The sequence below is a fragment of the Luteolibacter ambystomatis genome (assembly GCF_018137965.1).
Classification (GTDB): domain Bacteria; phylum Verrucomicrobiota; class Verrucomicrobiia; order Verrucomicrobiales; family Akkermansiaceae; genus Luteolibacter; species Luteolibacter ambystomatis.
On the sequence record NZ_CP073100.1, the window covers coordinates 4,954,876 to 4,976,508 of the forward strand.

Consider the following 21,633-nt stretch of genomic DNA (forward strand, 5'->3'; position numbering starts at 1 on the left):
ATGACATGAAAGCCCGATCCGGATTTTCCGGATCGGGCTCTTTCGTTAGCGATTGCTCAACCTGGTTCCGTGAAAGGACGGATGGTTCGGCGGAGGCTTACTTGCCCGTATGCTCGAAGTCGCTCTGCTGGCGCTCGACCTCGCGGTTGCGGAGGCGGTTGAGTTCCTTTTCGGTGGCTTCGAGTTTGAGTCGCAGGGAGTCGACGGTGTCGCCGCCATCGTTCTGCACGACGGCCTTGCCGTGGCTGGGCTCGGGGATTTCGTCCTGGATGAAGCGGCCGGGCGCGGGGGCGGTTTCGAATTCGAGGACACCGGTCTGCGGCATCTGGGCCCCGGCGGGAACGAAGCGGGCGACGATGCGGATCTTGCCGGGCTTCGCGCCGACGCGGATCAGGGCCGGGGCTTCACCCCACTTCAGGATGCGCGGATTGGCACCGACGGAGACATCACCGATGAGCTCGCCCGCGCCGGTGACTTCGAAGGATACCGCGCCATCGTTGAGGCGCTTGATGGTGCCGTTCTTGTCCTGAAGCGCGGCGACGATCGGGATGACCGTGGAACCATCCGCGAGGATCTTCTGGCCGCCGTTGTCGATACTCAGGCCGATCTTCACCGCGAGCTGGGCCGGGCGGGAAACATTCGTGCACACCACCTTGCCATCGATGATGCCCTCGGCGACGAGCTGAACGTCGTTCGGCTTGAAGGCGCGGCTGAGCTTCTTCGCTTCCATGAAGTGGAAGGCGTTTTCAAAGGTGACCATCGGGATGCGCGAGCGGGTGCCTTCGGCGAAGGGGATGGCCTTCTCGCCGAAGACCTTGCCGTTTACGCTCAGGCGGACGGAGTCGCAGTTCGAATAGACGGTGACATCTTCCGGAGAGAAAGGCGTCATCATGTTGGCGACGAAGACGGTTGGGCCGCTGTCGACACCCGGCATGATGAGTCCCGGAGGGCGCTGGGCCTTGAAGAGTTCATAGGAGAACTTCGGACGTCGGAAGGCATCCATGATGCCGCCGAGGAACGGATCCGGATGATAGCCGCGCTGGTGGTCGAAGGCATGCCACATGGTGCCGCCGAAGTGCTCCGGACCGGCGCGGAACAGCGAGTCGAGGCAGGAGTAGGCATACGAGGGTTTCGCGTAATGCTTGGCCTGTACGAGTTGCGGCACTTCGCCCCAGGCGCGCGCCACACGGCTCGGTGAATTCTGTGCGCCCCAGTCGTCCACGTTGTCCCCCCATTCGCGGGTGAAGTAGACCTTGCTCTTGTCATACTTGGTTGCGGTGTCGAGACCGTCGCCGGACTTCGGATGAGCGAAGAGTACTTCGAAATGTTCATGACCGTCGGCTTCCGAGTCCGCAGCGGTGTAGCAGCCGGGATAAGGATACTCGGCGTGGGTGATGTCGTGCGCGTTCTTCGCGAAGTCCGCGGGATAGCTGGTTTCGTTGAGGATCGGTTCCCACAGCAGCACGGAGGCGTGGTTGCGGTCGCGGCGCACCATGTTGCGGATGTCCGAATAGACGCGCTGGCCGAAGATCGGCTCCTTGTTCCAGAACTGCCAGCCCGGCGTGTTGACGATGACGAGCATGCCGAGCTCATCGCAGGCATCCATGAAGGCGGGGTCCTGCGGGTAGTGGGCGTTGCGCACCACACGGAGCCCGGCTTCGCGAAGCTTCAGCACATCGAGCCAGTGCAGGTTGTTGCTCAGCGCGAAGCCGATGACGGCGTGGTCCTGGTGGCGGTTCGCGCCGATGAGTTTTTCCGTGAACGGCTTGCCGTTGAGGATGAAACCCTGCTCGTGGGTGAACGCGATCGTGCGCAGGCCGACGCGGCTGCGGCAGCCGTCGATGACCTTGCCGTCTTTGTCCTTCACCCGCACCAGCAGGTTGTGGAGCACGGGCGCGTCCGGCGTCCACAGCGCGGGCTTTTCCACGGTGAGGGCAACCTTGGCATGGTCGGCGGATTTCGCGGAGAGGGTCACGGGGGCTTCAGCGGAGGTCACGGTTTTGCCGGCGGCATCGGTCAGCTCGCATTGCACGGTATAGGTGCCCGGTTGATCGGTGGTGTTTTCCACCTGGACCTGCACGCCGGACTTGGCCTGCTGGTCGGTGAGCTCATCGGTGTGGAAGAACACGCCGCCGCCCGCTACTTGATCGACGGCGTTCGGATCGGTGATGTGGACGCGGTTCGTGGTCACCAGCCACACGTCGCGGTAGATACCGCCGAGGTAGCAGTAATCGAGATTCTTCTGCGGCTTGCCGGGCGGGTAGGTGGGGTCGTCGCTGTTGTCCGCGAGCACTGCGACTACGTTCGGTTTGCCGGGTTCGATGGCGGCGGTGATGTCGACGATGGCGGGCAGGAAGCCGGAGTAGTGTTCGCGCAGCAGCTTGCCATTCACCCAGACCTTCGATTTGCCGAGGATGCCTTCGAAGTGGAGCGACACCAGCTTGCCCGCGAGATCCGCGGGTGGGGTGAAGGTCTTCCGATACCACGCCGGTCCCTGGTAGTTCGAGGTGCCGCTGGTTTCCTCCGGCAGGGCGGTGTCCACGCCGTGCGGAGTGGAGACGGATTGCCACTCGCGGTGGTTGAAATCGCGGGCTTCCGCGCCCTTCACATCGCCGCGATGGAAGCGCCAGCCGATATTGAAGTCCGCCACCTCACGACCGCTGCCCGCGAGATCGTAGAAGCCGGCCTTGGAAAATTCAGGCTCCCGCTCCGGCGCGGCCTGGAGGACGGAAATGGCACCCAATAAGAGCAATAGATGGCGGATCATGTGATGGAGGATATTTCGCGAAACTCCGGAGTGTTACGAAACGAGGCCCGCAACACCGGGAAAGTGACGTGCTTTTTCAAGAAACCGGCATTCCAACGCATTCCGTGCGGCTGAGGAACGAAATTTCCGCTTTCCGGGGAACACCCGGGAGGTCCGGCGAAATCACCCTTTGCCTCCGCGCTCCTTGCGGTGGTGCCTTCCTGACAAAGCCCCCAACGTCCTCATTGCATGCCCTTCTCGTTCCGCCTGATTTCCCTGCTGGTGCTCCTCGGTGCACCGGTGATGCAGTCCCATGCCGCCACGGTGCTGATCGATGCCACGATGCTCAATGGCAGCTTCGAAACCGGTGCCAGCACGACGGTTTTCAACAACTGGGTCGCTCCCTCGGGTGGTTCGATCCAGCGCCAGAACAACATGGCCAGCGCTGGCGGTTGGTCGCTGGTGGTTGGACTGAGTGCCGCGAATGTGCCCATCGGCGCGGTGCTCAATACCACGTATGTGCTGACGACCGGAGACACCTTCAGCCTGAGTTTCGACGTTCGTGGTGCCTTTCAGGCCGAGACCACCGACCAGATGAACTGGACGCTTTTCTATACCAGCGACAACACAATGACCGGCACCCAGACGGTGTTGTTCTCCGGCACGCAGGCGGTGGGAGGTTCCACCTATGCCTCCACGGGCACGCTTCCGACCGCAGCGGTCGGAGCAGGTGCCGCCGGGAAGATGTTGTTTTTCTCCTTCATGCCGGGCTCCGGGTTCACGTCGGACGAGTATTCGCGTGTGGACAATGTTTCGTTGAATGTCACCTCCGTGCCGGAGCCTTCGGCATTCGGAGTATTGGCCGCCGCTTCACCGCTCTTGTTTTTCCGCCGCCGCGTTCTGCGCCGCGCCTGACCTCTTCTTGAATTCCATGGGTAACATGCACGCGTCCGGGGGTCTTGGTGCCTCCGGGCGTTTCATGCCTTCCAAGGACAAACCTGAAACTTCATCGTCGTATACGCCATCATCCATGATCCGACTTTCATTGCTTCTGCCAGCCCTTTCCCTCGGCGCCGCATCCGCGGAGCCGGTGGACTTTCGCCCGATGGTCCGCGATGCGATCGCGCGCGGAGAGAGGCGCATCGTCATCCCCCCCGGTCGCTATGTGTTGGGACCGGAGAACAACGGCAAGGTGGTGTGGTCGCTCAACAATGTGAAGGACGTCGAGATCATCGCGGATGGTGTGACCTTGGTTTCCACGAAGCCGACGCGGGCGCTGAACTTCGATCACTGCACACGCTTCACGTTGCAGGGGCTCACGGTGGACTACGATCCGCTGCCATTCACGCAGGGCACCGTGATCAAGACCGCCGATGACAAGGGATCGATCGAAGTGCGCCTGCATGACGGCTATCCGGCCAAGCCGTGGTCGCGGGTGGATATCATGGACCCCGCGACCCGTTTCCGGAAAAAGGGCATGCCCTTCCTGTGGGGATCGAAAGCGGAGATGACCGGTGAACGCACCGTGCGCGTTTCATATCCGAAGATCGCGGAAACGGCGAAGGTCGGTGATCTCATCACGCTCAGCACCGGACAGGATGCCGATGGCATTCCGCATGGAGTCAGCATTGGTCACGGTGATCAGGTTACGCTGCGCAATGTGTCCGTCTTCAGTGCTCCCGGCATGGGCATTCTGGAATGCGATGGCGAAGGCAATGCGAAGTATCTCGGCTGCAAGGTGGTGCCCGGTCCGAAGCCGCAGGGAGCCACCGAAGAGCGCCTGCTCTCGTCCTCATGGGATGCCATGCAGAGCAAGACGATCCGCCGCGGTCCGGTGGTGGACAAGTGCGAGATCCGTGATGCGGGTGATGATTCCTGGAGCGTGCAGTCGTCGGACTTTCTCGTCGTGAAGCGGGAGGGTCGCGAGATCGTGATTGCCAGCCGCGATGACTACATGGATGGCGTGTTCGTGGGCGACAAGCTGCTCGCCAGCCTCGGCGGACCGGAGGCGGTCATCACCGCCCGCAAGCGGCTCGACCGTGGCGCGGCCGGGCTATCGCCGGAAGTGGTGACCAAGCTCGACAGCGCGCAGCAGTGGTCCACGTGGAAGGTCTCGAAGTGGTGCCTCGCGCTCACGTTGGATCGTGATGCCCCCTTCGAGGTGGGCACGTCGGTGTTCTCTTCGGATCGTATGGGCAATGGTTTCGCGTTCACCAACAACAAGGTCCACAGCTCCGGCCGCGTGCTCGTGAAGGCGGCGGGATTGGTGGAGGGCAACATCCTCGACATGCCGCATGCGATCAGCGTTTGCCCTGAAGTGCCCGGTGATGCGGCGGCGGGGATCGATGGCGTGATCATCCGCAAGAATATCATCCGCAAAGCCGGATTGTTTTGTCCCGCGCCATGGTCGGCGGCTGCGGGTGCCATCTCGGTGACCGCGGGCGTGAAGCCGCCGGTCTTCCGCGCGCCGGGTCTGTTCCGGAAGGTGCTCATCGAGAACAACACGCTGGAAGACTGCCCGGTGGCGAATGTGGTGGTGACCTCCACCGATGGTGTGGTGGTGCGGAACAACCGCTTCGTGCGGCCCTTGCAGGAAAAGATCAACAACACCGGTGCGAGTTACAACGTGCCGCAGGACCGGGTCATCTGGATCCGCGATTGCACGGGCGTGAATGTCACCGCGAACGACATCGTATCCCCGGGGCCGATGGCCAATGCCGAACCGGTCTTCATCGCTCTTCCGCCTGCCGGAAGTCCGTGAGCAGGATTGTTTTCCCGAACCAGGCGTGCCATGAAATCCCAACTGGAACGCGAGCCCTGTCCCGCCGCAACGACCATGCCCGAGATCAATGAGTTCGCCGAAGTCGTTCGGGAGCACCACGCCAGTCTGCGCTATTTCATCCGCTCGCTGGGGGTGCAGCAGGCGTGGGTGGATGACGTGGCGCAGGATGCCTTCGTGATCGCCTACCGCAAGTGGTCGGAGTTGGATCACACCGCGAACGTCGGTGCATGGCTGCGCGTGATCGCGCGCAACGTGGTGATGAATGAGATTTCCAAATCCAGCCGCCGCCAACGCATCCTGGACGAAAACATCACCGCGATCCTGTTGGAGAACCAATCGGAGTCTTCCGCTCCGGAGTCGCTCGGTGATTACGGTATCCGTCAGGGTGCCCTGCGCGATTGCCTGGGACGCCTGCCGGAGCGGACGCGGGGCGTGGTGGAGTCGCGCTATTTTCACGACCGGAATTCGAGCCAGATCGGCGAGGATCTCAACATGAAGGCTACTGCCGTCCGGAAGATTCTATTCCAGGCCCGCCAGTTGCTCGCCGACTGCCTTCAGGGTAAATCCATCTACGACGCACAAGGATGAACGACCTCGATCCATCCAACTTTGAAGATCTCGCCGCCCGCTATGTGGAGGGTGAACTTGATGATGCCGGGCGAGCCGAGTTGCTGGAGCTGATCCGGCAGGACCCCCCGCTGCGCACGCGGCTTTCCAACCAGCTCGCCTTGTCACAGGCGATCAGCGATCTGAAGCCCGGTCGTGATGAAGACGTCTTCGTCCGCGATCTCACCCGCCATGTCGTGTCGGTGGCCAGCGAGGACTCGGATGTGTTTGTCAGCAAGGTCACGCAGCGTGTGGGGCGTCCGCGCCGCATACGGTTGATGGCGGTTGCCGCGACCGTTGCCATTCTCGGCGTGTCGACATTCCTGTTGGTGCCGAGGTTGAAAGGAGATGCCATCGCGCGCTTGGTGCAACTGGATGCCCAGGGGCGCGAGATCTCCAGCCGTGATGTCCGTGCTGGATTCAAGAACACGCTGGAGTCCGGCTTGTGTCGTCTCGATTTCGGAAATGGCGCGGTGGTCGCGCTGGAAGGGCCTGCATCCTATGAAGTGCTTTCACCGCTCTCGATGCGCATCCATTCCGGCAAGCTCAACGCATGGTGTCCGGAATCCGCGCATGGCTTCCAGGTGCTGACCAAGTCCGCAAAGGTCACCGATCTCGGCACGTCCTTCTGTGTCTCCGCGCGCGATGATGGCAGTGCCGACTACATGGTGCTGGTTGGTCAGATCGAGGTGAGTACCCGTGGTGACGTGCGCAGGATTTCCCAAGGTGTCGCGCTGGAATCGGATGCATCGAAGAAGCTCAAGCCGTTGGACTTCGAACCATCGGATTTCTCCCGCACCTGGCCGCTGGCTTCCGGGATACTTTCTACGGCAGGTTCCGTACGTCCCGCGCCTCCTGGAACGCCCGAGCAGCTCGCGCGCCTGGAAAACAACGACGCGGTGATGGTGGTGCCGGAACGCCGCGATGTTCCCTTCTCGGTGTCGTTCCCGGCGGAACTGGTAGATGCGGGGACGGTGAAGAGCGGGCAGGCTGCAAACACGCGGACGATTTCGGTTAAGCCGGGCGCGCGCCTGCGCAGCTATCTGATCCGCTATAATCCGATCAAGAGTGAGGACCACCATTGGGAAAAAATCGAGGGCGAAGTGACCTTCGACCGCCCGATCGTCGCGGTGTGCGCGCTGGGTTCCACGCTGGATCAAACCGATGCCTTGTTCGCCACCGGCAGTTGGAAACTGCCCGCGATGAAGAAGGAATTCCGCGGCATCGATCTCGACCAGCCGCCACAGAGTCCCGACCGTGTGACACTCTCGGCGGACCGGCGCACCGTACACGTGCTCTTCAATGCCGCCGTGTCCACCGACGAAGTCCGCGTGTTGATCGAGGAGCCGTCGGTGAACCTGCCGTAGCGGAAGTCACGGTTCCGAAACCTTGAAGCGGAAGAACTTCCTCGTGTCCGCCGGATTGAGCGGGACCTCGGTCATCGTGTCGCTGGTCTTGTAGAGACCGCTCGTCTGCGGAACGTCCCACGTGTTCCAGTTCAGGAGATCGTCGCTGCTCTCGATCTTGTAGTTTCGATAGGCCTTGCGAATGAACTTCAGCTTGCCCGCCTGGGTGTCGACGGTGGCCTGCCAGCCGCCGTTTGGAGCCAGCGGCGAGCTGCCAAGCAGGTATTCCTGGTAGTTCGTGAGCCCATCGCCATCTGGATCCTGATCCTTCGCGCCGAGCGGATTGCCGGAGGCAAAGAACTGGCCGCGCCACGTATCGTAGAGCGGGCGGGATGGTAGCTCGGACTGGATCCACTCTGTCACCAGGTTGATCGCGTCCTGGTCGATCACGTTCGATGCCAGCGGGGGCATGCGGCTGTAGCCATTGGTCACGGACATGCGGCTGAGCACGGCGGAGTGGGTGCTGTCAGCAGGTGCGATCAGCTCATCACCGGGATTCTGCGGCACGGATACGATGCCGTGGATGAGGCCGGTTTCCTCCAGCGTGAGCTTCGCACGGCCATCCCATGATGGTCCGGCTCCGCCCTGCTGGTGGCAGTAGGAGCAGTTCACATCGAGGTAGGAACGTACCCGCGCCTCCACCGGCACGCTGGTGTCCGTGAGAGCCGGATGCTTGGGTAGGGCCGCCGAAGGGCCGGGCTCGTTGGAGAGATAGCCCCAGAGTTGCAACAGGTCCATCTGGTTGCCGGTGGTGCCGTTGATCGTGTTGAGGCGGTTGAGCTGGCGGGTGTTGAAGGAGAGCGCGTTTCCATTGATCGGCGTATGGCAGCTCATGCACTGCGAGCGACCGGGGATTCGCCATTGCTGGGTGGTGGGAGTGCCGTTGACGGAAACGGTCAGTGGGAAATCAACACCACCGTCTTCGACGAGGTTCGCTTCCGTTTGCGCGTCATTCCACCGGTAACTGACGCCGTAGGCTCCACCGGAGTTCTTCACGAGCACGCGGGTCTCGATGCGCTTCTTCGTCGCGGGATTGCCGCGGTCCATTTCCATGTCGAAGTGCTTCACCCAGATCTGGCCCGCGGGATAGGTCCACGCGCCGTCCTTTGAGAAGGTCATCTTGCTGGTGCCATCGGGGATGGAGAACCAACGCTGCTTCACCGCGTTGTCACTCCAGAAGGTGACGTTCGGGGTATAGGGAATGAGGCTCGGAGCGGGCGACAGATCGGTGAGATCCGCGAACAAACCGGTCGCGCTCAACGTCGTCGGGAAGCTGTTCGTCGGTGTGGCAGGAGCGATGCGCATGATGCGGCCGCCGAAGTAGTCGGACACCAGCACGTCGCCGTTCGAGGGATCGGTTCCGAAGTTGGAGAGAAACGCCTGGCCACCGATGCGGACCACCGTCACCTCGCCCCCGGGAACATTGCCCGCGCGGGTGAGCGACCAGATGTTGCCGGAAACCTGGTCGCCGAAGATGTAGGAGCCTTTCAGGCTCGGCAGTCGGTCGCCGTGATAGACCACACCGCCGATGATCGAGTTGCCCTTGAAGTTCGAGTCTCCGGCGAGCGCGGCGTGGTTGTATTCCCAGATCGGATCGATCGATGTGTAGTTCGCCGGTTTCGCCGGCCAACCGGCGTTGGTCACGTTGATGTCATGAAGGCCTTCGCGGTAAACCCAGCCGTAGTTGCCGCCCTTGGTGATGATGTCGAGTTCCTCGTAGCGGTCCTGCCCCACGTCCCCGAGCCAGATCTCGCCATTGGTGTCGAAGGAGAAACGCCAAGGGCTGCGCAGGCCGACTGCGAAGAACTCGGTGCGGACCGTTGCCGGGTCGACCGTGAGTCCGTTGAAGGATGTGGCTCCCACCCATGGGTTGTCCGCGGGCACCGAGTAGCGGGCGACGCCGTTGTCGCGTGGCACCGCGGCATGCATGTTCGGCTCGGGGTTGCCCGGCTTCTTGTCCACATCGATGCGGAACAATCCCGAGAAGAAATCCTTGTTGATGCGCTGGCTGTTCAGTCGGAAATCGTTCGGGTTTTCCTCATCACCCACCGACCAATACAGATAGCCGTCCGGGCCGAAGTGGAGGTCGCCGCCGTTGTGGTTCGGGCCTTCATCGTATTGCTCGATGAGGATCAACTCCGACGAAGGATCGGCCACGGGTGCCGCGGCGGTGAGCTGGTTCTGCGGGACGGTGAAACGCGAGACCCGCTCATAGAAGCCGGAGCTGCCCGCCTTGGTGGCGGAGTAGGCGAGGTAGAAGTAGCCGTTGCTGGAGTAGTTCGGATGGAAGGCCAGGCCTAGCAGACCGCACTCGCCATTTGCGCCGCCGGTGATCGTTTCCGCAGGGGTGCGTGACGGTGTCGCGATCGCGGTATTCAAGTTCAGGACCGTTGCGGCCGTCGGTGATGCGGCGGTGACGTCCGGGATCACTTTCAACAAGCCGCCGATTTCGCAGACGAACAGCCGCTTGGTGTCGCCGGGAGGCGTGGTGAAGCAGAGCGCCTTGGTGAAGCCCAGTCCGGGGAAGGCGTTCACGACCGCGATCGCATTCACGGGCGGATCCTGCGGCATGCCGAGGTTCGGGTTCGCGAATCGACCGTCCGTGGAAACGTTCACGGTCACCGTGCCCGGATCGGAGATGCCACCAACACCGGTCACGCGATAGGTGAAGGTGACCGGCGTGGCGGAGGTGCCGGCATGGGTATAGAGGATCTTTCCGTCCTTCACCATGGCGGTGCCGGTGGTGGGGGCTTGCGCGATCTGCAGGGTGTTGCCGAGCGGGCCGCCGGTGTCATTCGCCAGCACGTCGACCAGCACCTTTTGCCCCACACTGATGGTGGCGGAGTCCGCCGTTGCCACTGGAGCCGGGAAGACGGTGGCCGCGCCCGCGTTGTAAGAAGTGGTCACTTCGCGTGCGGTGATGGCACGGTCGTACATCCGCAGGTCGTTGATCGAGATGTTGGCGTTGTTGTCCGCGGTCCAGATCGAGCGGCCGATCCAGTTGTTCACGTCGGAGAGTTCGGTGATGCGGTAGGCGAGATCCGCGGAGCCCTGGAGCACCGCATTGCGATACCACTTCACGCGGCAGCCGGGGGCGCCATAGGCTCCCGCGCCGTCCTCCACGGTCATCACGATGTGATACTCCGTGCCCGCGGTGGTGGAGGTGGAAAGGTCCGTGTCGATAGTGACCTTGTTGGCTCCGGCGAGCAGGCTTTCCAAACGATGGCTGCCGAGCACGGCGTCTTTTTCCAGAGACAACAGCAGGTCATCGACCGACTGGCTGGTGCCGGGGGCGGTGGTGTCGTCGATGATTTCACCCGCGACCGCGCCGGCGCCCTTGGTGATGCTGGCCTTGCCGAAGTCGAAGATGCGTTGCCAGGTCTTCGAGGAAACGGGTGTGACCCAGGCTTCCCAGCTCTGGCTGGGATTGGAGGAGATGAGGCCGTTCGGCAGATCGATGTAGGCGGAGATGTTGGCGGCGGTTTGGTTGCCGGTGGTGGTGCCGGGGAGCACGATCTGCGTGCCGGTGAGCGTCGCGCCGTTGCCACGTACGGTGGCTATCGTACCTTTACCGCTGGCGGTGAAGGGGGTGCCGGACGGGGCGTTACCCGCCGCGGCATCGAACGACCAGCGGTTCACCGGGATCGGAGCGGGGGCGGGTGGTTCCGGTGGTCCGCTGGAGGGATCGGCCCCGGCGTTGTAGCTGGCGAGGATCTCGGAGGCTCCGAGCGCGCGATTATAGATCCGCAGTTCGTTGAGGGAGAGATTCGAGTTCGAGTCGCCGGTGTATTGCGAACGGCCGATCCAATTGTTCACGTCCTGCATCTGGCTCAGATGGTAAGGCAGGCTGAGGGAGTTCTGGAGGATGCCGTTGCGATACCAGCGCGCTTGGCTGCCGGACGCGCCGTAGGTGCCGCCGCCATCCTCCACGACCAGTACATAGTGGTATTCCGTGCCAGCGGTGGTGGCCGCGGCGGAGTCCGTGAAAATCGCGGCTCCGTTGTTGATCTGTCCTTCGAGGCGATGGGTGCCGAGATTACCCGCCACGTTCAAGGACAGCACGAGGTTGTCATAGCCCGCGCTGGCACCGGGAGCAGCTCCGCTGTCGTTGATCTCGCCCGTCACGGCGTCCGTACCGGTGGTGAGGTTGCCACGGCCGAAGTCGAAGAGCCGTTGGTAGTTTTTCGATGACAACGGAGTGGCCCAGGCTTCGAAGGTGATGCTGTTGTGAGCGGAGACGATACCGTTCGGCAGATCGAGATAGGCGGAGATCGTCGAGGCCGGTTGGTTGCCGGTGGTATTGCCGGGCAGGGTGACGGCGCTGCCGGAGAGCGTGGCGCCATTGCCCTTCAAAACAACCGGCATTCCGCCGATGGTGTCGGTGAAGGTTTGTCCGGAAGCAACCTCCGATGCGGCGAGAGTCGTGAACGTCCATAGGTGGTCTGGTGTGGGAGGCGTGGTCGGTGTCGCGAGTTGGTCCGGACCGGCGGCGTAGTTCGTGGAGATTTCCGCCTGGGTCAGCACATGGTTGTAGAGCCGGACTTCGTCGTAGGATGCGTTGGCGTTGTCGTCGGTGGTGTAGAGCGAGCGCCCCAGCCAGTTGTTCACGTCCTCGAGTTGCGAGAGCCGGAAGGGGACGTCCTTGGTGGCGATCTGGGTCGCGTTGCGATACCAGGTGATGCGTCCGCCGGTGGAGCCGTAGGTGCCCACGCCATCGGCGAAGGTGAAAACGTAGTGATACCCGGTATTGGCCGTGGTCGCGATGGCGGTGTCGGCGGCGATCGCGGTGCCGCCGTTCAAGCGGGCCTCCATCCTCTGCTGGCTGAGATTGGTGCCGATGGTGAAGGATAGCATCAGGCTGTCCGACGAAGTCGTAGCGCCGGGTGTGGTGCCGGTGATGTCGATGATCTCGCCTGCGGCTCCGCCGCCGGAACCTGCTGTTTGAACGCGTCCGAAGTCGAAGAGCCGCGAGTAGTTCTTCGCCGAAATCGGGGTGGCCCAGATCTCCACGCTAAGATTCGTCTTTGAGGAAATGATGCCGTTGGGCAGATCGATGTATCCGGAGATGAAACCCGCCGAGCGGTTGCCGGTGGTGGTGCCGGTGAGCTTGAGGGCGGTGCCGGTGAAGGTGGAGCCATTGCCCCTCACCGTTGCGAGCGTGCCGGAGACGCTATCCGTTACCGTCGTGCCGGAGGTGGCATTTCCAGCCGCGTTGTTGAACGACCAGCGGTTCACCATTTCGCCGCGCAGCGGCAGGATGCCGAGACCGACGGCCAGCAGGCAGATCCCTCGGATAGATGACGTGGGAAAACGGGGGTACATGGGTTTGCGATGCAATGCGCCGGATGCAAGACGACGGATCCGGCCTGCGGCATGCCGGGCCGGATGGGGTGGGTTTTCGCTCCGCCCGTGCCGTCCGCAGGGTGGCGGGGTCGGGATTGGGCGAGGGTGATTGAATCTAAGGGCAGTCCGCCCAATGGCTTGTATGATTTGGTCTCGAATGTGGCGGCATCCGTCATTTTGGGAAATGATCCGCATTTTTCCGGCGAAATCCCCTCATGTCGGATCGATACAGGAATGAGACTTCTGCATACAAGCGGCCTGCCGGGGACCGGATATGCTGGCAGATCCATTCTCCGGCTCTCATGCGGGAACCGGGGGTGGCTTGCATGTTTCCGCCCTGCCGATGAACACGCCCTCGATACTCCATCGTGTCACCCAGAAGGATCTGGCGAAGGCCCTCAAGATCGCGCAATCCACGGTTTCGATGGCCTTGCGGGACGATCCGTCCATTCCTGCCGGCACGCGGGAGGAGATCCGTCAGGCGGCTCAGGAGATGGGCTACCGGCCGAACCCGACCGGAACCGCCCTCGCGCACTTCCGGGCATCCTCGCGGAACCAGCCGGTGCATGCGGCCCTGGCGTGGCTGAATTGCTGGGAAGACCCGCTGAAACTGCGGTCGTATGGGGAGTTCGATGGTTATTGGCACGGGGCGGCGGACGCGGCGGATTCCTTCGGCTACCGGCTGGAGGAGTTTGTGGTGGATCGCCGCATGACCTTGGAGCGGTTGGGAGGGATTCTGCGCACCCGCCACATCCACGGTATCCTGCTGCCGCCCGGGCCCTTGCCGGCAGGATGGGAGCGCTTTGATTGGGAGGCGTTTTCCGTGGTGAGGCTGAGCCATCCCGCGCGACAAAACGATCTGGTGGCCTGCACGGTGGCGGGGGATCAGATGAAGAACGGACTGCTGGCGTTCGATTCGATGCGGCAGCTCGGTTATTCCCGCATCGGATACTGCGGCTTGTATTGGCAGGAGCGTCTGTTCTGCGCGGGCTATTTGTGGGGCCAGCATCATGCGGAGGAGGAGGCGAAGGTGCCGCCGCTGCTGTTGGGCAATTCCGAGCGCGACGAATGGTGGCAGCGGTTCGGCGCATGGTACGAACTCCATCGCCCGGATGCCATTCTCACGGATCTGCCGGAGGTGCCGGAGATGCTGGCGGCGATGGGACGAAAGGTGCCTGCGGATGTCGGCCTGGCCGCGATGGGCGTGCTGGACTGCGGCATCCGGGCGGGGATCAATCAGAACCCGCGTGAGATCGGGAGGACCGGGGTGACGGTGCTGACCTCCCTGATCCACGAGCGGAACTTCGGGCTGCCACCCGTGCGCCGCTCCATGCTGATCGGTGGATCGTGGGTGAATGGCCCGGAACTTCCGAACCGGAGGATTCACCCGGACTGCCAAACGTGAACTTCCGCCGTGCGGGATCAGCCCCGGCATGCTGGACTGCGCCGGATGAATCGTGCCGCCCTCACCCTATTGATCGTGGCCGCCGTTCTATATGGGATCGCCATGCTGGTGCCCATGGGCGGTGACAGCCGCGGCTGGAGCTTGTGGGTGGAGGTGGTGGAGATTTTCGGTTCGAAGGATTGGCAGGAAGAAGCTCAGTCGCGGAGCGCCGTCCTCGCGGCGGGTTTCGTGACGCTGTCATTCCTCGCTATGGGCGGGCCATTCCTGTTTCCGCTGGTGCGGGCTTCGCGGCCGACGTGGTGGGTGGTCGTGGTTCTGTGCGCGTTCCCTTGTGCGGCGGTGGCGGTGTTATGGCGGTTGAGGGAAGGGGAAGACCTGCCCGGAGGATCGTGGTGGCTGGTGGCCGCCCTGGTGGCACACCTCGGAGGACTGTTTTGTGTGAGGGGGGCGGCTCGAAAGGTGGACGCATGAGGGTGTCCGTCCTGATGTCCTTTCGCAACGCGGCGGCCACGCTGCCTGCGGCGTTGGCAAGCCTGCTTGCGCAGACGTTCCAGAACTGGGAGTTGATCGCGGTGGACGATCATTCATCGGATCACTCTGCGGAGATCGTGGAAGCGGTGGCCGATCCGCGCGTGCGTCTGACCCGTTTTCCGGAAGTCGGGTTGGTTCCGGCGCTGCGTCATGGCAGTGGGCTGGTGGCCGGAGAATGGCTGGCACGGATGGATGCAGATGACATCTGTGATCCGCGGAGATTGGAGAAGCAGCTCGCTTTTGCGGACACCCATCCGGAGCTCGATGTGATCGCCTGCCAGGTGAGCGTGCTCGATCCCATCGGGGAAGGTCTGGTGCGTTATGTCGATTGGGTGAACGGCCTCGCGGATCACGAGGCGATGGCGAAAAGCCGGTTCATCGAGAGCCCGGTGGTGAATCCCAGCGCGATGATCCGCCGTATCGCGTTTGATCGTATCGGTGGGTACCACGATCCGCTGTGGGCGGAGGATCATGATTTTTGGCTGCGGCTGTTGGAGGACGGCGCGAGGTTCGGCCGGGTGCCGGAGGTATTGCTTCAGTGGCGCGATTCGGAAACCCGGCTGACCCGCACGCATCCGCGTTATGGAGACGAGGCCCGCTCGCGGATGCGCGCCCACTATCTCGCGCGCCTGCCCGGAGCGAAGGAACGGGGGATCGTGATTGCGGGTGCCGGCCCGATCGGCAAGTTGCTGGCTCGCCACCTTGAGGATGAGGGAGTGGTCGTACGCGGGTTTTTCGATGTCCATCCGCGCCGGGTCGGCGAGTGCATCCGGGGAGTGGAGGTGGCGGACAGCGCCGGTCTCGGCATCCGCTGGCGGGAGTCCACTCTTGTTTCCGCAGTCGGGGTTCCCGGTGGCCGCCAAGTGGTGAGGGAGCTCGCCTTGGAGCGGGGCTATCGGGAAGGTGTGGATTTCTGGTGCGTGTGCTGAACCGAGGGCATTGAAATGTCCCCGGTTCCGGGCCAGTATCCCGGATCGTGAAAAAGATCCTCATCGTCCCGTCGTTCCTCATGGCCTTGGCTGCACCGGCCTTCTCCGAACCTCTCTTCAACGGCAAGGATCTCACCGGATGGGCACCGAAGGGCGCGGACGTTTGGACCTTTGAAAAGGATGTCCTCACCGGGAAAAGCAACTCGAAGAAGCAGGGCTCGGTCCTGTGGTCGGAGGCGAAGTTCAAGGACTTCACCCTGGATCTCGACTTCCGCTTCTCGGGGGATGTGGACTCCGGGGTCTTCCTGCGCACCGAGAACGACCAGATCCAGATCGGCACCTCGCGCTCGCTGAAGCGGGATATGACCGGTTCCCCCTACATTGGCACGATCGGTAAGTATCCGGTGGAGGCCCACGACGTGAAATCGCTGCTCAAGGAGGGGGAGTGGAACCACTTCAGCATCACCGCGAAGGGCGGCCACTACGTCGTCCTGCTGAATGGCAAACAGGTGCTCGACTACACTTCCGACACGGCCGCCAAGGAGGGTCCGATCGGTCTCCAGGTCCATCCGGGCGTGGACATGATGATCGAGTTCAAGAACGTGGATCTGGTGAAAGGCTGATTTGTTTCCCGGACGATGGAATTTGTGGCGTTCCGGACGGACCTTGATAGGGTCATCAACACCGGGTTTCCAGCAATGTTGGAATAAACCGGCCGTATATCGTCTCTTCACCGTGATGACCGGCCGGAAATCTTCCTTGCCGGCATCCGGAACCACCAAAACGAACCACCACATCATGAAACCGACCCAATCCCTCGTCGCCGCCGCCATCGCCGGCGTCTTCGCCGCCGGAGTTGTCGCCACCAAGGCGGCCCCGATCTCCACCCCCGTGAATGCCGAGAAGGAAGGCTGCCCGGGCAAGGACGGCTGCCCCGGCAAGGACAAGAAAAAGAAGGAAGAGAAAAAGGAGGAGAAGAAGGAAGGCGGCACTGTTGCCGAAGCCGAGAAGGAAAAGGAGAAGGAAAAAGAAAAGGACAAGTGCTCCGGCAAGTGCAGCGGCAAGGACGGCTGCAAGGGCAAGGAGAAGAAGGAAGGCCAGATCATCTGAACCTCCATTCCGGTGCCGTGGGGTGGCATTCATCCCACGGCTTCCCGGGTTTCCCTGTCCCGTCATGACCGATCCCCGATTCACCGGCGGCGTGTCCCTGGGCACGGGCATCGGCCTGCGGGTGCCGCACTACCGGCACATCCTCTCGGAAAAACCCGCCGTCGGCTGGTTCGAGATCATTTCCGAAAACTATATGGTGGATGGCGGCCGGCCGCTCGAAGTGCTGGACCGCATCCTTGAGCAATACCGGGTGGTCCAGCATGGCGTGGGCATGTATCCCGGCAATGCGGGTGGACTCGACTTCGATCACCTGCGCCGCCTCAAGCGGCTGATCCGGCGGACCAACACGCCATGGATCTCCGACCACCTCTGCTGGGGCAGCGTGGACGGCAGCATGAGCCATGATCTCCTGCCGATTCCCTTCACCTTCGAATCCGCGCGCAAGACCGCGGAGAACCTGCGCATCGCGCAGGACTTTCTGGAGATCCCGCTGGCGGTGGAAAATGTCAGCAGCTACGCCGAATTCCATGATGATGAAATGACCGAGTGGGAATTCCTCGCCGAAGTGGTGGAAGCCGCCGACGTCGGAATCCTGCTCGACGTGAACAACATCTACGTCTCGTCGTTCAACCATGGCTTCGATCCCATGGATTACGTAAACTTCGTCCAGCCCGAGCGGGTGGCACAGATCCACATCGCCGGGCATTCGAAGTATGAGCGCTTCATCGTGGATACGCACGACCACGCGGTGATCGATCCGGTGTGGCATCTGTATGCCCGCGCGATTGAACGCTGTGGTCCGGTGGCGACTCTTTTGGAATGGGATGCCCGGATTCCTTCTTTCGAAGAAGTGTGGACAGAGGCGAAGAAATCCGAGCAGTGGCGCGGCAGCGTCGGCAACCCGGAGGCCGGAGATCATGTCGCGGCTTGAGCAACTCCAGCGCGAGTTTTTCGCCGCACTTCAATTCCCACTGCGCGGACCAAGCAGGGAGCTGACGGATCTGCCGCCGACGGAGGAACCGCATGCCGGGAAGTTCCTCGCCATCGCGGAGGACATCATCAAGCCGGGGCCGCAGCTTTCATCTGCGGAGCGTCTGGAGCTCTACCACCGCCAGTATTGGTATCGCCTGCTGGATTCCGTGGGCGAGGACTTCCCGGTGCTGGAGAAGATGCTGGGACAGGAACGGTTCTGGACCTTGATCGAGGACTACCTGCTTTCGCGGCCATCGCGGAGTTTCACGCTTCGTCATCTTGGTGAGGGATTGCCGGAATTCGCAGCCACCTGGGAACGGGCATCCGAGCAGGAGCGGCCGTGGTTGTATGGCATCGCCCGCTTGGAATATGCGCGCATGGAGGTGTTCGAACGCGCCGAGTACCGGCCGATCCTGCCGGAGGAGCTGGCGGCCCTGGAACTCACACTCCAGCCTCATGTCGTGCGCCTGACACTGCCGGTGCCCGCGGATCTCTGTGAGGAATGGGAAACATTCACCCCACTGCCCCTGCAGTCGGTGGAGTTGGCCGTATGGCGTCTACCCCTGTCCAACACCGCACAAGCGCGCCTGCACGAGACTGAGGCAGTCTTGTTAGACCGCCTTGCGGCCGGGGGCACGCTGGAGGAGATCTTCGCGGCTCCGGTCGATCCGGCACCCACACCGGAACAGGTTTCCGGGTGGTTCGGCGCTTGGCATGAACGCGGTTGGATCGCGGTCAAGCCCTCGGCCGAAGAGGCCATTCCATTTGTCCGCGATCTGGACGAAGGTGCGGAAATCGGCGAGGGCGTGGACAAGATGGGCTCGCAGAGCCGGGCGATGGAGTGAGGTTCAGCCTTGGTTCACGAACAATCCGCGCGATGCCAGATGGGCCAGCCATGCCCGCACATCGAGCGTGGGATTGTCCACATGCCCGAGAGCGACGAGTTCATCGACCGTGCGCGTGCCGTCCATGGCGTTGAGCAGCGTCCGGCGTGAGTCCGGAACCATGCAGGGGGATTGGTAGATGTCCACCAAAGGGTACTTCCTGCGGACGGAGAGTTGGCGCAGATGGTCGAACTTGGGCAGGCGCGGAATGGCGGAGTCGAAGCGGGCCGGTTCGATCCGCAGTTCGATGAGACCCTTCCGGGCCGCGTCCATCACCAGCCGTGCCATTGCGGGCAGACTGAGGGTCGGGTCGAATTGTGCCTGCGGAATGGAGGAAACGCGTTCGAGGACTTCTTGCATCGGCACGGTTTCCGGAGATGTGTCGGCCAGCGCGGAAAAGAAGGCCACTGCCAGCGGGTGCTCGAAGCGTCCGTGTTCCTTGCCGGTGTGATCCACCAACCGCGCGCCTTCCGGGATGCGCTCGAATGTGTGCAGGGCGCGCACCGCGAAGTGGAGGGCGGTGGCGGTGGTGAGCCGGGGATCGACCGGGGCATCGGCACGACACAGCAGGGAACTGCGGAACGTCCGGTTCGTGAGGGTATCGATGGTCTGCTGGAACATCAGCGGATCGCCTGCGAGCGGAGCCAGGCTTTCAGCCGCGCCTTCCGGCAGGGAGAGTGGGAAATTCGCGTGAAGCTGGGATTCCCCCAGATAGCGCAGGCCCGATGCGTGGGTGTGGCCGACGAATTCAAGGAAGGTGACCGGCTGGTTGATCGGGGCGAAATCATCGAAGGAGAGGATGTCCGCACTCTTTGCGAACATGTCGTGAAGCACACTGTTGAGATAGGCGGCCTGTGGCGTGTCCGGGGCCGGCACCGTCGCCAGCCAGGCGAGGATGGCGGCGGGATCGTGACCGATTTTTTCCGCGGCGGGACGCGTCTTCAGCAGGTTGACCAGATCCACCAGGGCCTGGCGATGCAACCAGCCGGGCTGGGTGTTGTAGCTGATGGTCGCGATGCCGGACCCGGAGAGATGGCGGGCGCAGAAACCGACCAGCGCCTGACGCACGTCCGGTGGCACCCAGCAATAGACACCGTGTGCCATGATGAAATCATAGGCGGTGTCACCGGGATCGAAGTTCCGCAGGTCGGTTTCGATGAACTCGACATTGGCAATGCCTGCCAATTCCGCGGTTTGGCGGGCCTCGCGGATCGCTTCACCGGAGAAATCGATGCCGGTGAAGCGGCTGTCCGGCCAGCGCTTCGCCAGCGCGAGCAGGTGGTGGCCGTTCGAACAGCCGATATCCAGGATGTGCGCACAAGAAGGCGGAGGCACGGTCAGGCCGGCGAGCTTGGCTGCGACGGCGGTGATCGCCGGATCACAGATCGGATGGCTCATCGCCGGATAGGCGTTGGCTTGGTAGAGGTCTTGAACCGGGTTGGGCATCGGGATGGCGGTATGGGAGCCGGTGAAGGACCGGATGGCACGGAAAATGCGCCGTGCTTGAACGGTCCAACCGATCCTGCCAGTAAATGTCCCCTGTGATCCGGAGATTCAATGCGTCGCTGACGTTCCGTTCGGTGTGCGCCTTCGTGCTCTCGCTGGCCGGTTACGGCATGGCGGCCGGATTGGTATGGCTGCTCCTGTGGATTTTCCGCGATCACCTCGCCGAACAGCGCTGGTGGCTGCCGGTGGGGATCGTGGGATTCTGGAGCGTGCTCACCACCTCCGGCTGGCGCCGGTGGCGTGCCGGACAGGGGTTTTATGGTCCGGCGGATTCGATGGCCTTTTTCGATTTCAACGAAGAGAGCGCGGGTGGGTGGCTGGTGCAGAACCAGACCGCTCGCATCACCGGTCCGGCCTGGCTGCTTAGCCAGATGTTTCTGACCGGTCCGCTGCAGGCGCTGAAAGGCGCGAGCCTGCTGCGGGCACGGCTGCCTGACGACGTGGCGACGGAGCTCCGGTTGAACGATCTGTTGGAAAGCATCCGCGGAAAAGGCTCGTGGCATCCGGTGGATACCTGGGCCGGTCGCGAGGAGGACATTTCCTCCCTCATCCGTCTGGGCAAGCTCGAGTTCAGCTCGCGGACAGGACGCTTGCGCGTCAAACCGTGAGGGGATTGAGGATGGTGCTCACAGTTTCCTGACCTGCAGGATATCCCACAGCGCACGGTCGCGGCGTTGTGGGAAACACTCCTCCCATGGCCGGAGTGCGCGACCGGACAGGACATCGTCTCCGGCCACCAGCGTTTCATTGAGACTTTGCGGGGTGGTCACACTGCGGACCACGGGAAAGGACTCCAACAACACACGGCGCGAATGCGACTGCATCATGCGATGGCCGGCACCGGTGACCAGATTCGCGGCGAGCAGACCGCCGGGCACCACTGCATCGCGGAGCGTGTCGAGTTGCCTGCTGTTCCATGCATGGGGACGGAAGACATCGGTTTTGCCCGCGAGATAGACATCATCGATGACCACATCGAAGCGGCGCTTGTTCTTGTGCAGCCACTTATAGGCGTCACCAAGGTGGATTTGGATGCGCGTGGCATCCAGTTCCATGTATTCCCGCGCGAGATCCACAATGCCCGGATCGATGTCCACGGCGACCAGTTCCACCTCCGGCAGCAGATGGCGGAGGATGCGGAAAGTCGTGCCACCGGCGAGCCCGAGCATCAGCACCGAGCGCGGCGGACCGGCCGGGCGGAGCAACGCGGCGGCGGCGAGGTTGTCCCAGGCCAGTCCTGTTAGAAAACGGTCGCGCTGCCACCAGGCGTGAATCGCTCCGGCCACACGGAACTCCGCCTGATTGTCCGATTTCCAGACTTCCACGCGTTGGAACGCGGTATCGACAGTGGCGACTTTCGAGAGCGGCATGCAGGCGGGCGGTGACCCAACCTCTTACCGTGATCTTCCTGTG

The 21,633-nt window shown here is 62.6% G+C and carries 16 protein-coding genes; 12 read left to right on the forward strand and 4 right to left on the reverse strand.

The annotated features are described in order from the left end of the window. Positions 1 to 97: 97 nt before the first annotated feature. Entirely contained in the window at positions 98 to 2,767 is a 2,670-nt protein-coding gene (locus KBB96_RS19350) for a glycoside hydrolase family 2 TIM barrel-domain containing protein (protein ID WP_211631137.1), read from the reverse strand. A 228-nt stretch (positions 2,768 to 2,995) separates the two neighbouring features. Between KBB96_RS19350 and KBB96_RS19355 the strand changes: the two genes are divergently transcribed. The 4 genes from KBB96_RS19355 (at position 2,996) to KBB96_RS19370 (ending at position 7,501) form a co-directional block, all read left to right on the forward strand. Beyond that, positions 2,996 to 3,661 (forward strand): hypothetical protein, encoded by a 666-nt coding sequence (locus KBB96_RS19355; protein ID WP_211631138.1) that lies wholly within the window; start codon positions 2,996 to 2,998, stop codon positions 3,659 to 3,661. A gap of 115 nt (positions 3,662 to 3,776) precedes the next feature. Beyond that, positions 3,777 to 5,507 carry a hypothetical protein gene (locus KBB96_RS19360; RefSeq protein ID WP_211631139.1) on the forward strand — a complete coding sequence of 577 codons (1,731 nt, stop codon included), beginning with the start codon at positions 3,777 to 3,779 and terminating at the stop codon, positions 5,505 to 5,507. A gap of 30 nt (positions 5,508 to 5,537) precedes the next feature. Next, positions 5,538 to 6,116 (forward strand): sigma-70 family RNA polymerase sigma factor, encoded by a 579-nt coding sequence (locus KBB96_RS19365; protein WP_211631140.1) that lies wholly within the window; start codon positions 5,538 to 5,540, stop codon positions 6,114 to 6,116. Next, entirely contained in the window at positions 6,113 to 7,501 is a 1,389-nt protein-coding gene (locus tag KBB96_RS19370) for a hypothetical protein (protein WP_211631141.1), read from the forward strand. Before KBB96_RS19365 ends, KBB96_RS19370 begins: the two co-directional genes overlap by 4 nt. Before the next feature lie 6 nt (positions 7,502 to 7,507). Here the strand turns inward: KBB96_RS19370 and KBB96_RS19375 are convergent, their stop codons facing one another. Continuing rightward, positions 7,508 to 12,862, reverse strand: a complete 5,355-nt coding sequence (locus tag KBB96_RS19375) for a LamG-like jellyroll fold domain-containing protein (protein WP_211631142.1) — start codon at positions 12,860 to 12,862, stop codon at positions 7,508 to 7,510. A gap of 364 nt (positions 12,863 to 13,226) precedes the next feature. On the opposite strand from KBB96_RS19375, the gene KBB96_RS19380 reads away from it, so the two are divergent. The 7 genes from KBB96_RS19380 to KBB96_RS19410 all read left to right on the forward strand — a co-directional run bounded on the left by KBB96_RS19380 (position 13,227) and on the right by KBB96_RS19410 (position 18,675). Beyond that, on the forward strand, positions 13,227 to 14,288 hold the full coding sequence (locus KBB96_RS19380) for a LacI family DNA-binding transcriptional regulator (RefSeq protein ID WP_211631143.1): 1,062 nt from the start codon (positions 13,227 to 13,229) through the stop codon (positions 14,286 to 14,288). Between the two features lie 45 nt (positions 14,289 to 14,333). Beyond that, on the forward strand, positions 14,334 to 14,759 hold the full coding sequence (locus KBB96_RS19385; protein ID WP_211631144.1) for a hypothetical protein: 426 nt from the start codon (positions 14,334 to 14,336) through the stop codon (positions 14,757 to 14,759). Between the two features lie 14 nt (positions 14,760 to 14,773). After that, the gene (locus tag KBB96_RS19390) at positions 14,774 to 15,748 is read left to right on the forward strand and encodes a glycosyltransferase (RefSeq protein ID WP_211631145.1); all 975 of its coding nucleotides are present in this window, start codon (positions 14,774 to 14,776) and stop codon (positions 15,746 to 15,748) included. A gap of 47 nt (positions 15,749 to 15,795) precedes the next feature. Further along, positions 15,796 to 16,371 (forward strand): 3-keto-disaccharide hydrolase, encoded by a 576-nt coding sequence (locus KBB96_RS19395; RefSeq protein ID WP_211631146.1) that lies wholly within the window; start codon positions 15,796 to 15,798, stop codon positions 16,369 to 16,371. 175 nt (positions 16,372 to 16,546) lie between these two features. Beyond that, the gene (locus KBB96_RS19400; protein WP_211631147.1) at positions 16,547 to 16,858 is read left to right on the forward strand and encodes a hypothetical protein; all 312 of its coding nucleotides are present in this window, start codon (positions 16,547 to 16,549) and stop codon (positions 16,856 to 16,858) included. 64 nt (positions 16,859 to 16,922) lie between these two features. Continuing rightward, positions 16,923 to 17,789 (forward strand): MNIO family bufferin maturase, encoded by an 867-nt coding sequence (bufB, locus tag KBB96_RS19405; RefSeq protein WP_211631148.1) that lies wholly within the window; start codon positions 16,923 to 16,925, stop codon positions 17,787 to 17,789. Next, positions 17,776 to 18,675 (forward strand): HvfC/BufC N-terminal domain-containing protein, encoded by a 900-nt coding sequence (locus tag KBB96_RS19410; RefSeq protein ID WP_211631149.1) that lies wholly within the window; start codon positions 17,776 to 17,778, stop codon positions 18,673 to 18,675. Before bufB ends, KBB96_RS19410 begins: the two co-directional genes overlap by 14 nt. 3 nt (positions 18,676 to 18,678) lie before the next feature. Here KBB96_RS19410 and KBB96_RS19415 read toward each other — a convergent pair whose 3' ends face one another. Continuing rightward, positions 18,679 to 20,160: a class I SAM-dependent methyltransferase gene (locus KBB96_RS19415; RefSeq protein WP_211631150.1), complete on the reverse strand. Its 1,482-nt coding sequence runs from the start codon at positions 20,158 to 20,160 to the stop codon at positions 18,679 to 18,681. A gap of 86 nt (positions 20,161 to 20,246) precedes the next feature. Here KBB96_RS19415 and KBB96_RS19420 point away from each other — a divergent pair, with 86 nt between their 5' ends. Beyond that, positions 20,247 to 20,828 (forward strand): hypothetical protein, encoded by a 582-nt coding sequence (locus KBB96_RS19420; RefSeq protein WP_211631151.1) that lies wholly within the window; start codon positions 20,247 to 20,249, stop codon positions 20,826 to 20,828. 18 nt (positions 20,829 to 20,846) lie between these two features. Here KBB96_RS19420 and KBB96_RS19425 read toward each other — a convergent pair whose 3' ends face one another. Then, on the reverse strand, positions 20,847 to 21,590 hold the full coding sequence (locus KBB96_RS19425) for a spermidine synthase (RefSeq protein ID WP_211631152.1): 744 nt from the start codon (positions 21,588 to 21,590) through the stop codon (positions 20,847 to 20,849). Between the last annotated feature and the right edge of the window lie 43 nt (positions 21,591 to 21,633).

Bases quoted from the DNA above. Each gene is read 5' to 3' on its own strand.
- KBB96_RS19350 (WP_211631137.1), bottom strand. From the start codon at position 2,767: ATGATCCGCCATCTATTGCTCTTATTGGGTGCCATTTCCGTCCTCCAG.
- KBB96_RS19355 (WP_211631138.1), top strand. From the start codon at position 2,996: ATGCCCTTCTCGTTCCGCCTGATTTCCCTGCTGGTGCTCCTCGGTGCA.
- KBB96_RS19360 (WP_211631139.1), top strand. From the start codon at position 3,777: ATGATCCGACTTTCATTGCTTCTGCCAGCCCTTTCCCTCGGCGCCGCA.
- KBB96_RS19365 (WP_211631140.1), top strand. From the start codon at position 5,538: ATGAAATCCCAACTGGAACGCGAGCCCTGTCCCGCCGCAACGACCATG.
- KBB96_RS19370 (WP_211631141.1), top strand. From the start codon at position 6,113: ATGAACGACCTCGATCCATCCAACTTTGAAGATCTCGCCGCCCGCTAT.
- KBB96_RS19375 (WP_211631142.1), bottom strand. From the start codon at position 12,862: ATGTACCCCCGTTTTCCCACGTCATCTATCCGAGGGATCTGCCTGCTG.
- KBB96_RS19380 (WP_211631143.1), top strand. From the start codon at position 13,227: ATGAACACGCCCTCGATACTCCATCGTGTCACCCAGAAGGATCTGGCG.
- KBB96_RS19385 (WP_211631144.1), top strand. From the start codon at position 14,334: ATGAATCGTGCCGCCCTCACCCTATTGATCGTGGCCGCCGTTCTATAT.
- KBB96_RS19390 (WP_211631145.1), top strand. From the start codon at position 14,774: ATGTCCTTTCGCAACGCGGCGGCCACGCTGCCTGCGGCGTTGGCAAGC.
- KBB96_RS19400 (WP_211631147.1), top strand. From the start codon at position 16,547: ATGAAACCGACCCAATCCCTCGTCGCCGCCGCCATCGCCGGCGTCTTC.
- bufB (WP_211631148.1), top strand. From the start codon at position 16,923: ATGACCGATCCCCGATTCACCGGCGGCGTGTCCCTGGGCACGGGCATC.
- KBB96_RS19410 (WP_211631149.1), top strand. From the start codon at position 17,776: ATGTCGCGGCTTGAGCAACTCCAGCGCGAGTTTTTCGCCGCACTTCAA.
- KBB96_RS19415 (WP_211631150.1), bottom strand. From the start codon at position 20,160: ATGCCCAACCCGGTTCAAGACCTCTACCAAGCCAACGCCTATCCGGCG.
- KBB96_RS19420 (WP_211631151.1), top strand. From the start codon at position 20,247: ATGTCCCCTGTGATCCGGAGATTCAATGCGTCGCTGACGTTCCGTTCG.
- KBB96_RS19425 (WP_211631152.1), bottom strand. From the start codon at position 21,590: ATGCCGCTCTCGAAAGTCGCCACTGTCGATACCGCGTTCCAACGCGTG.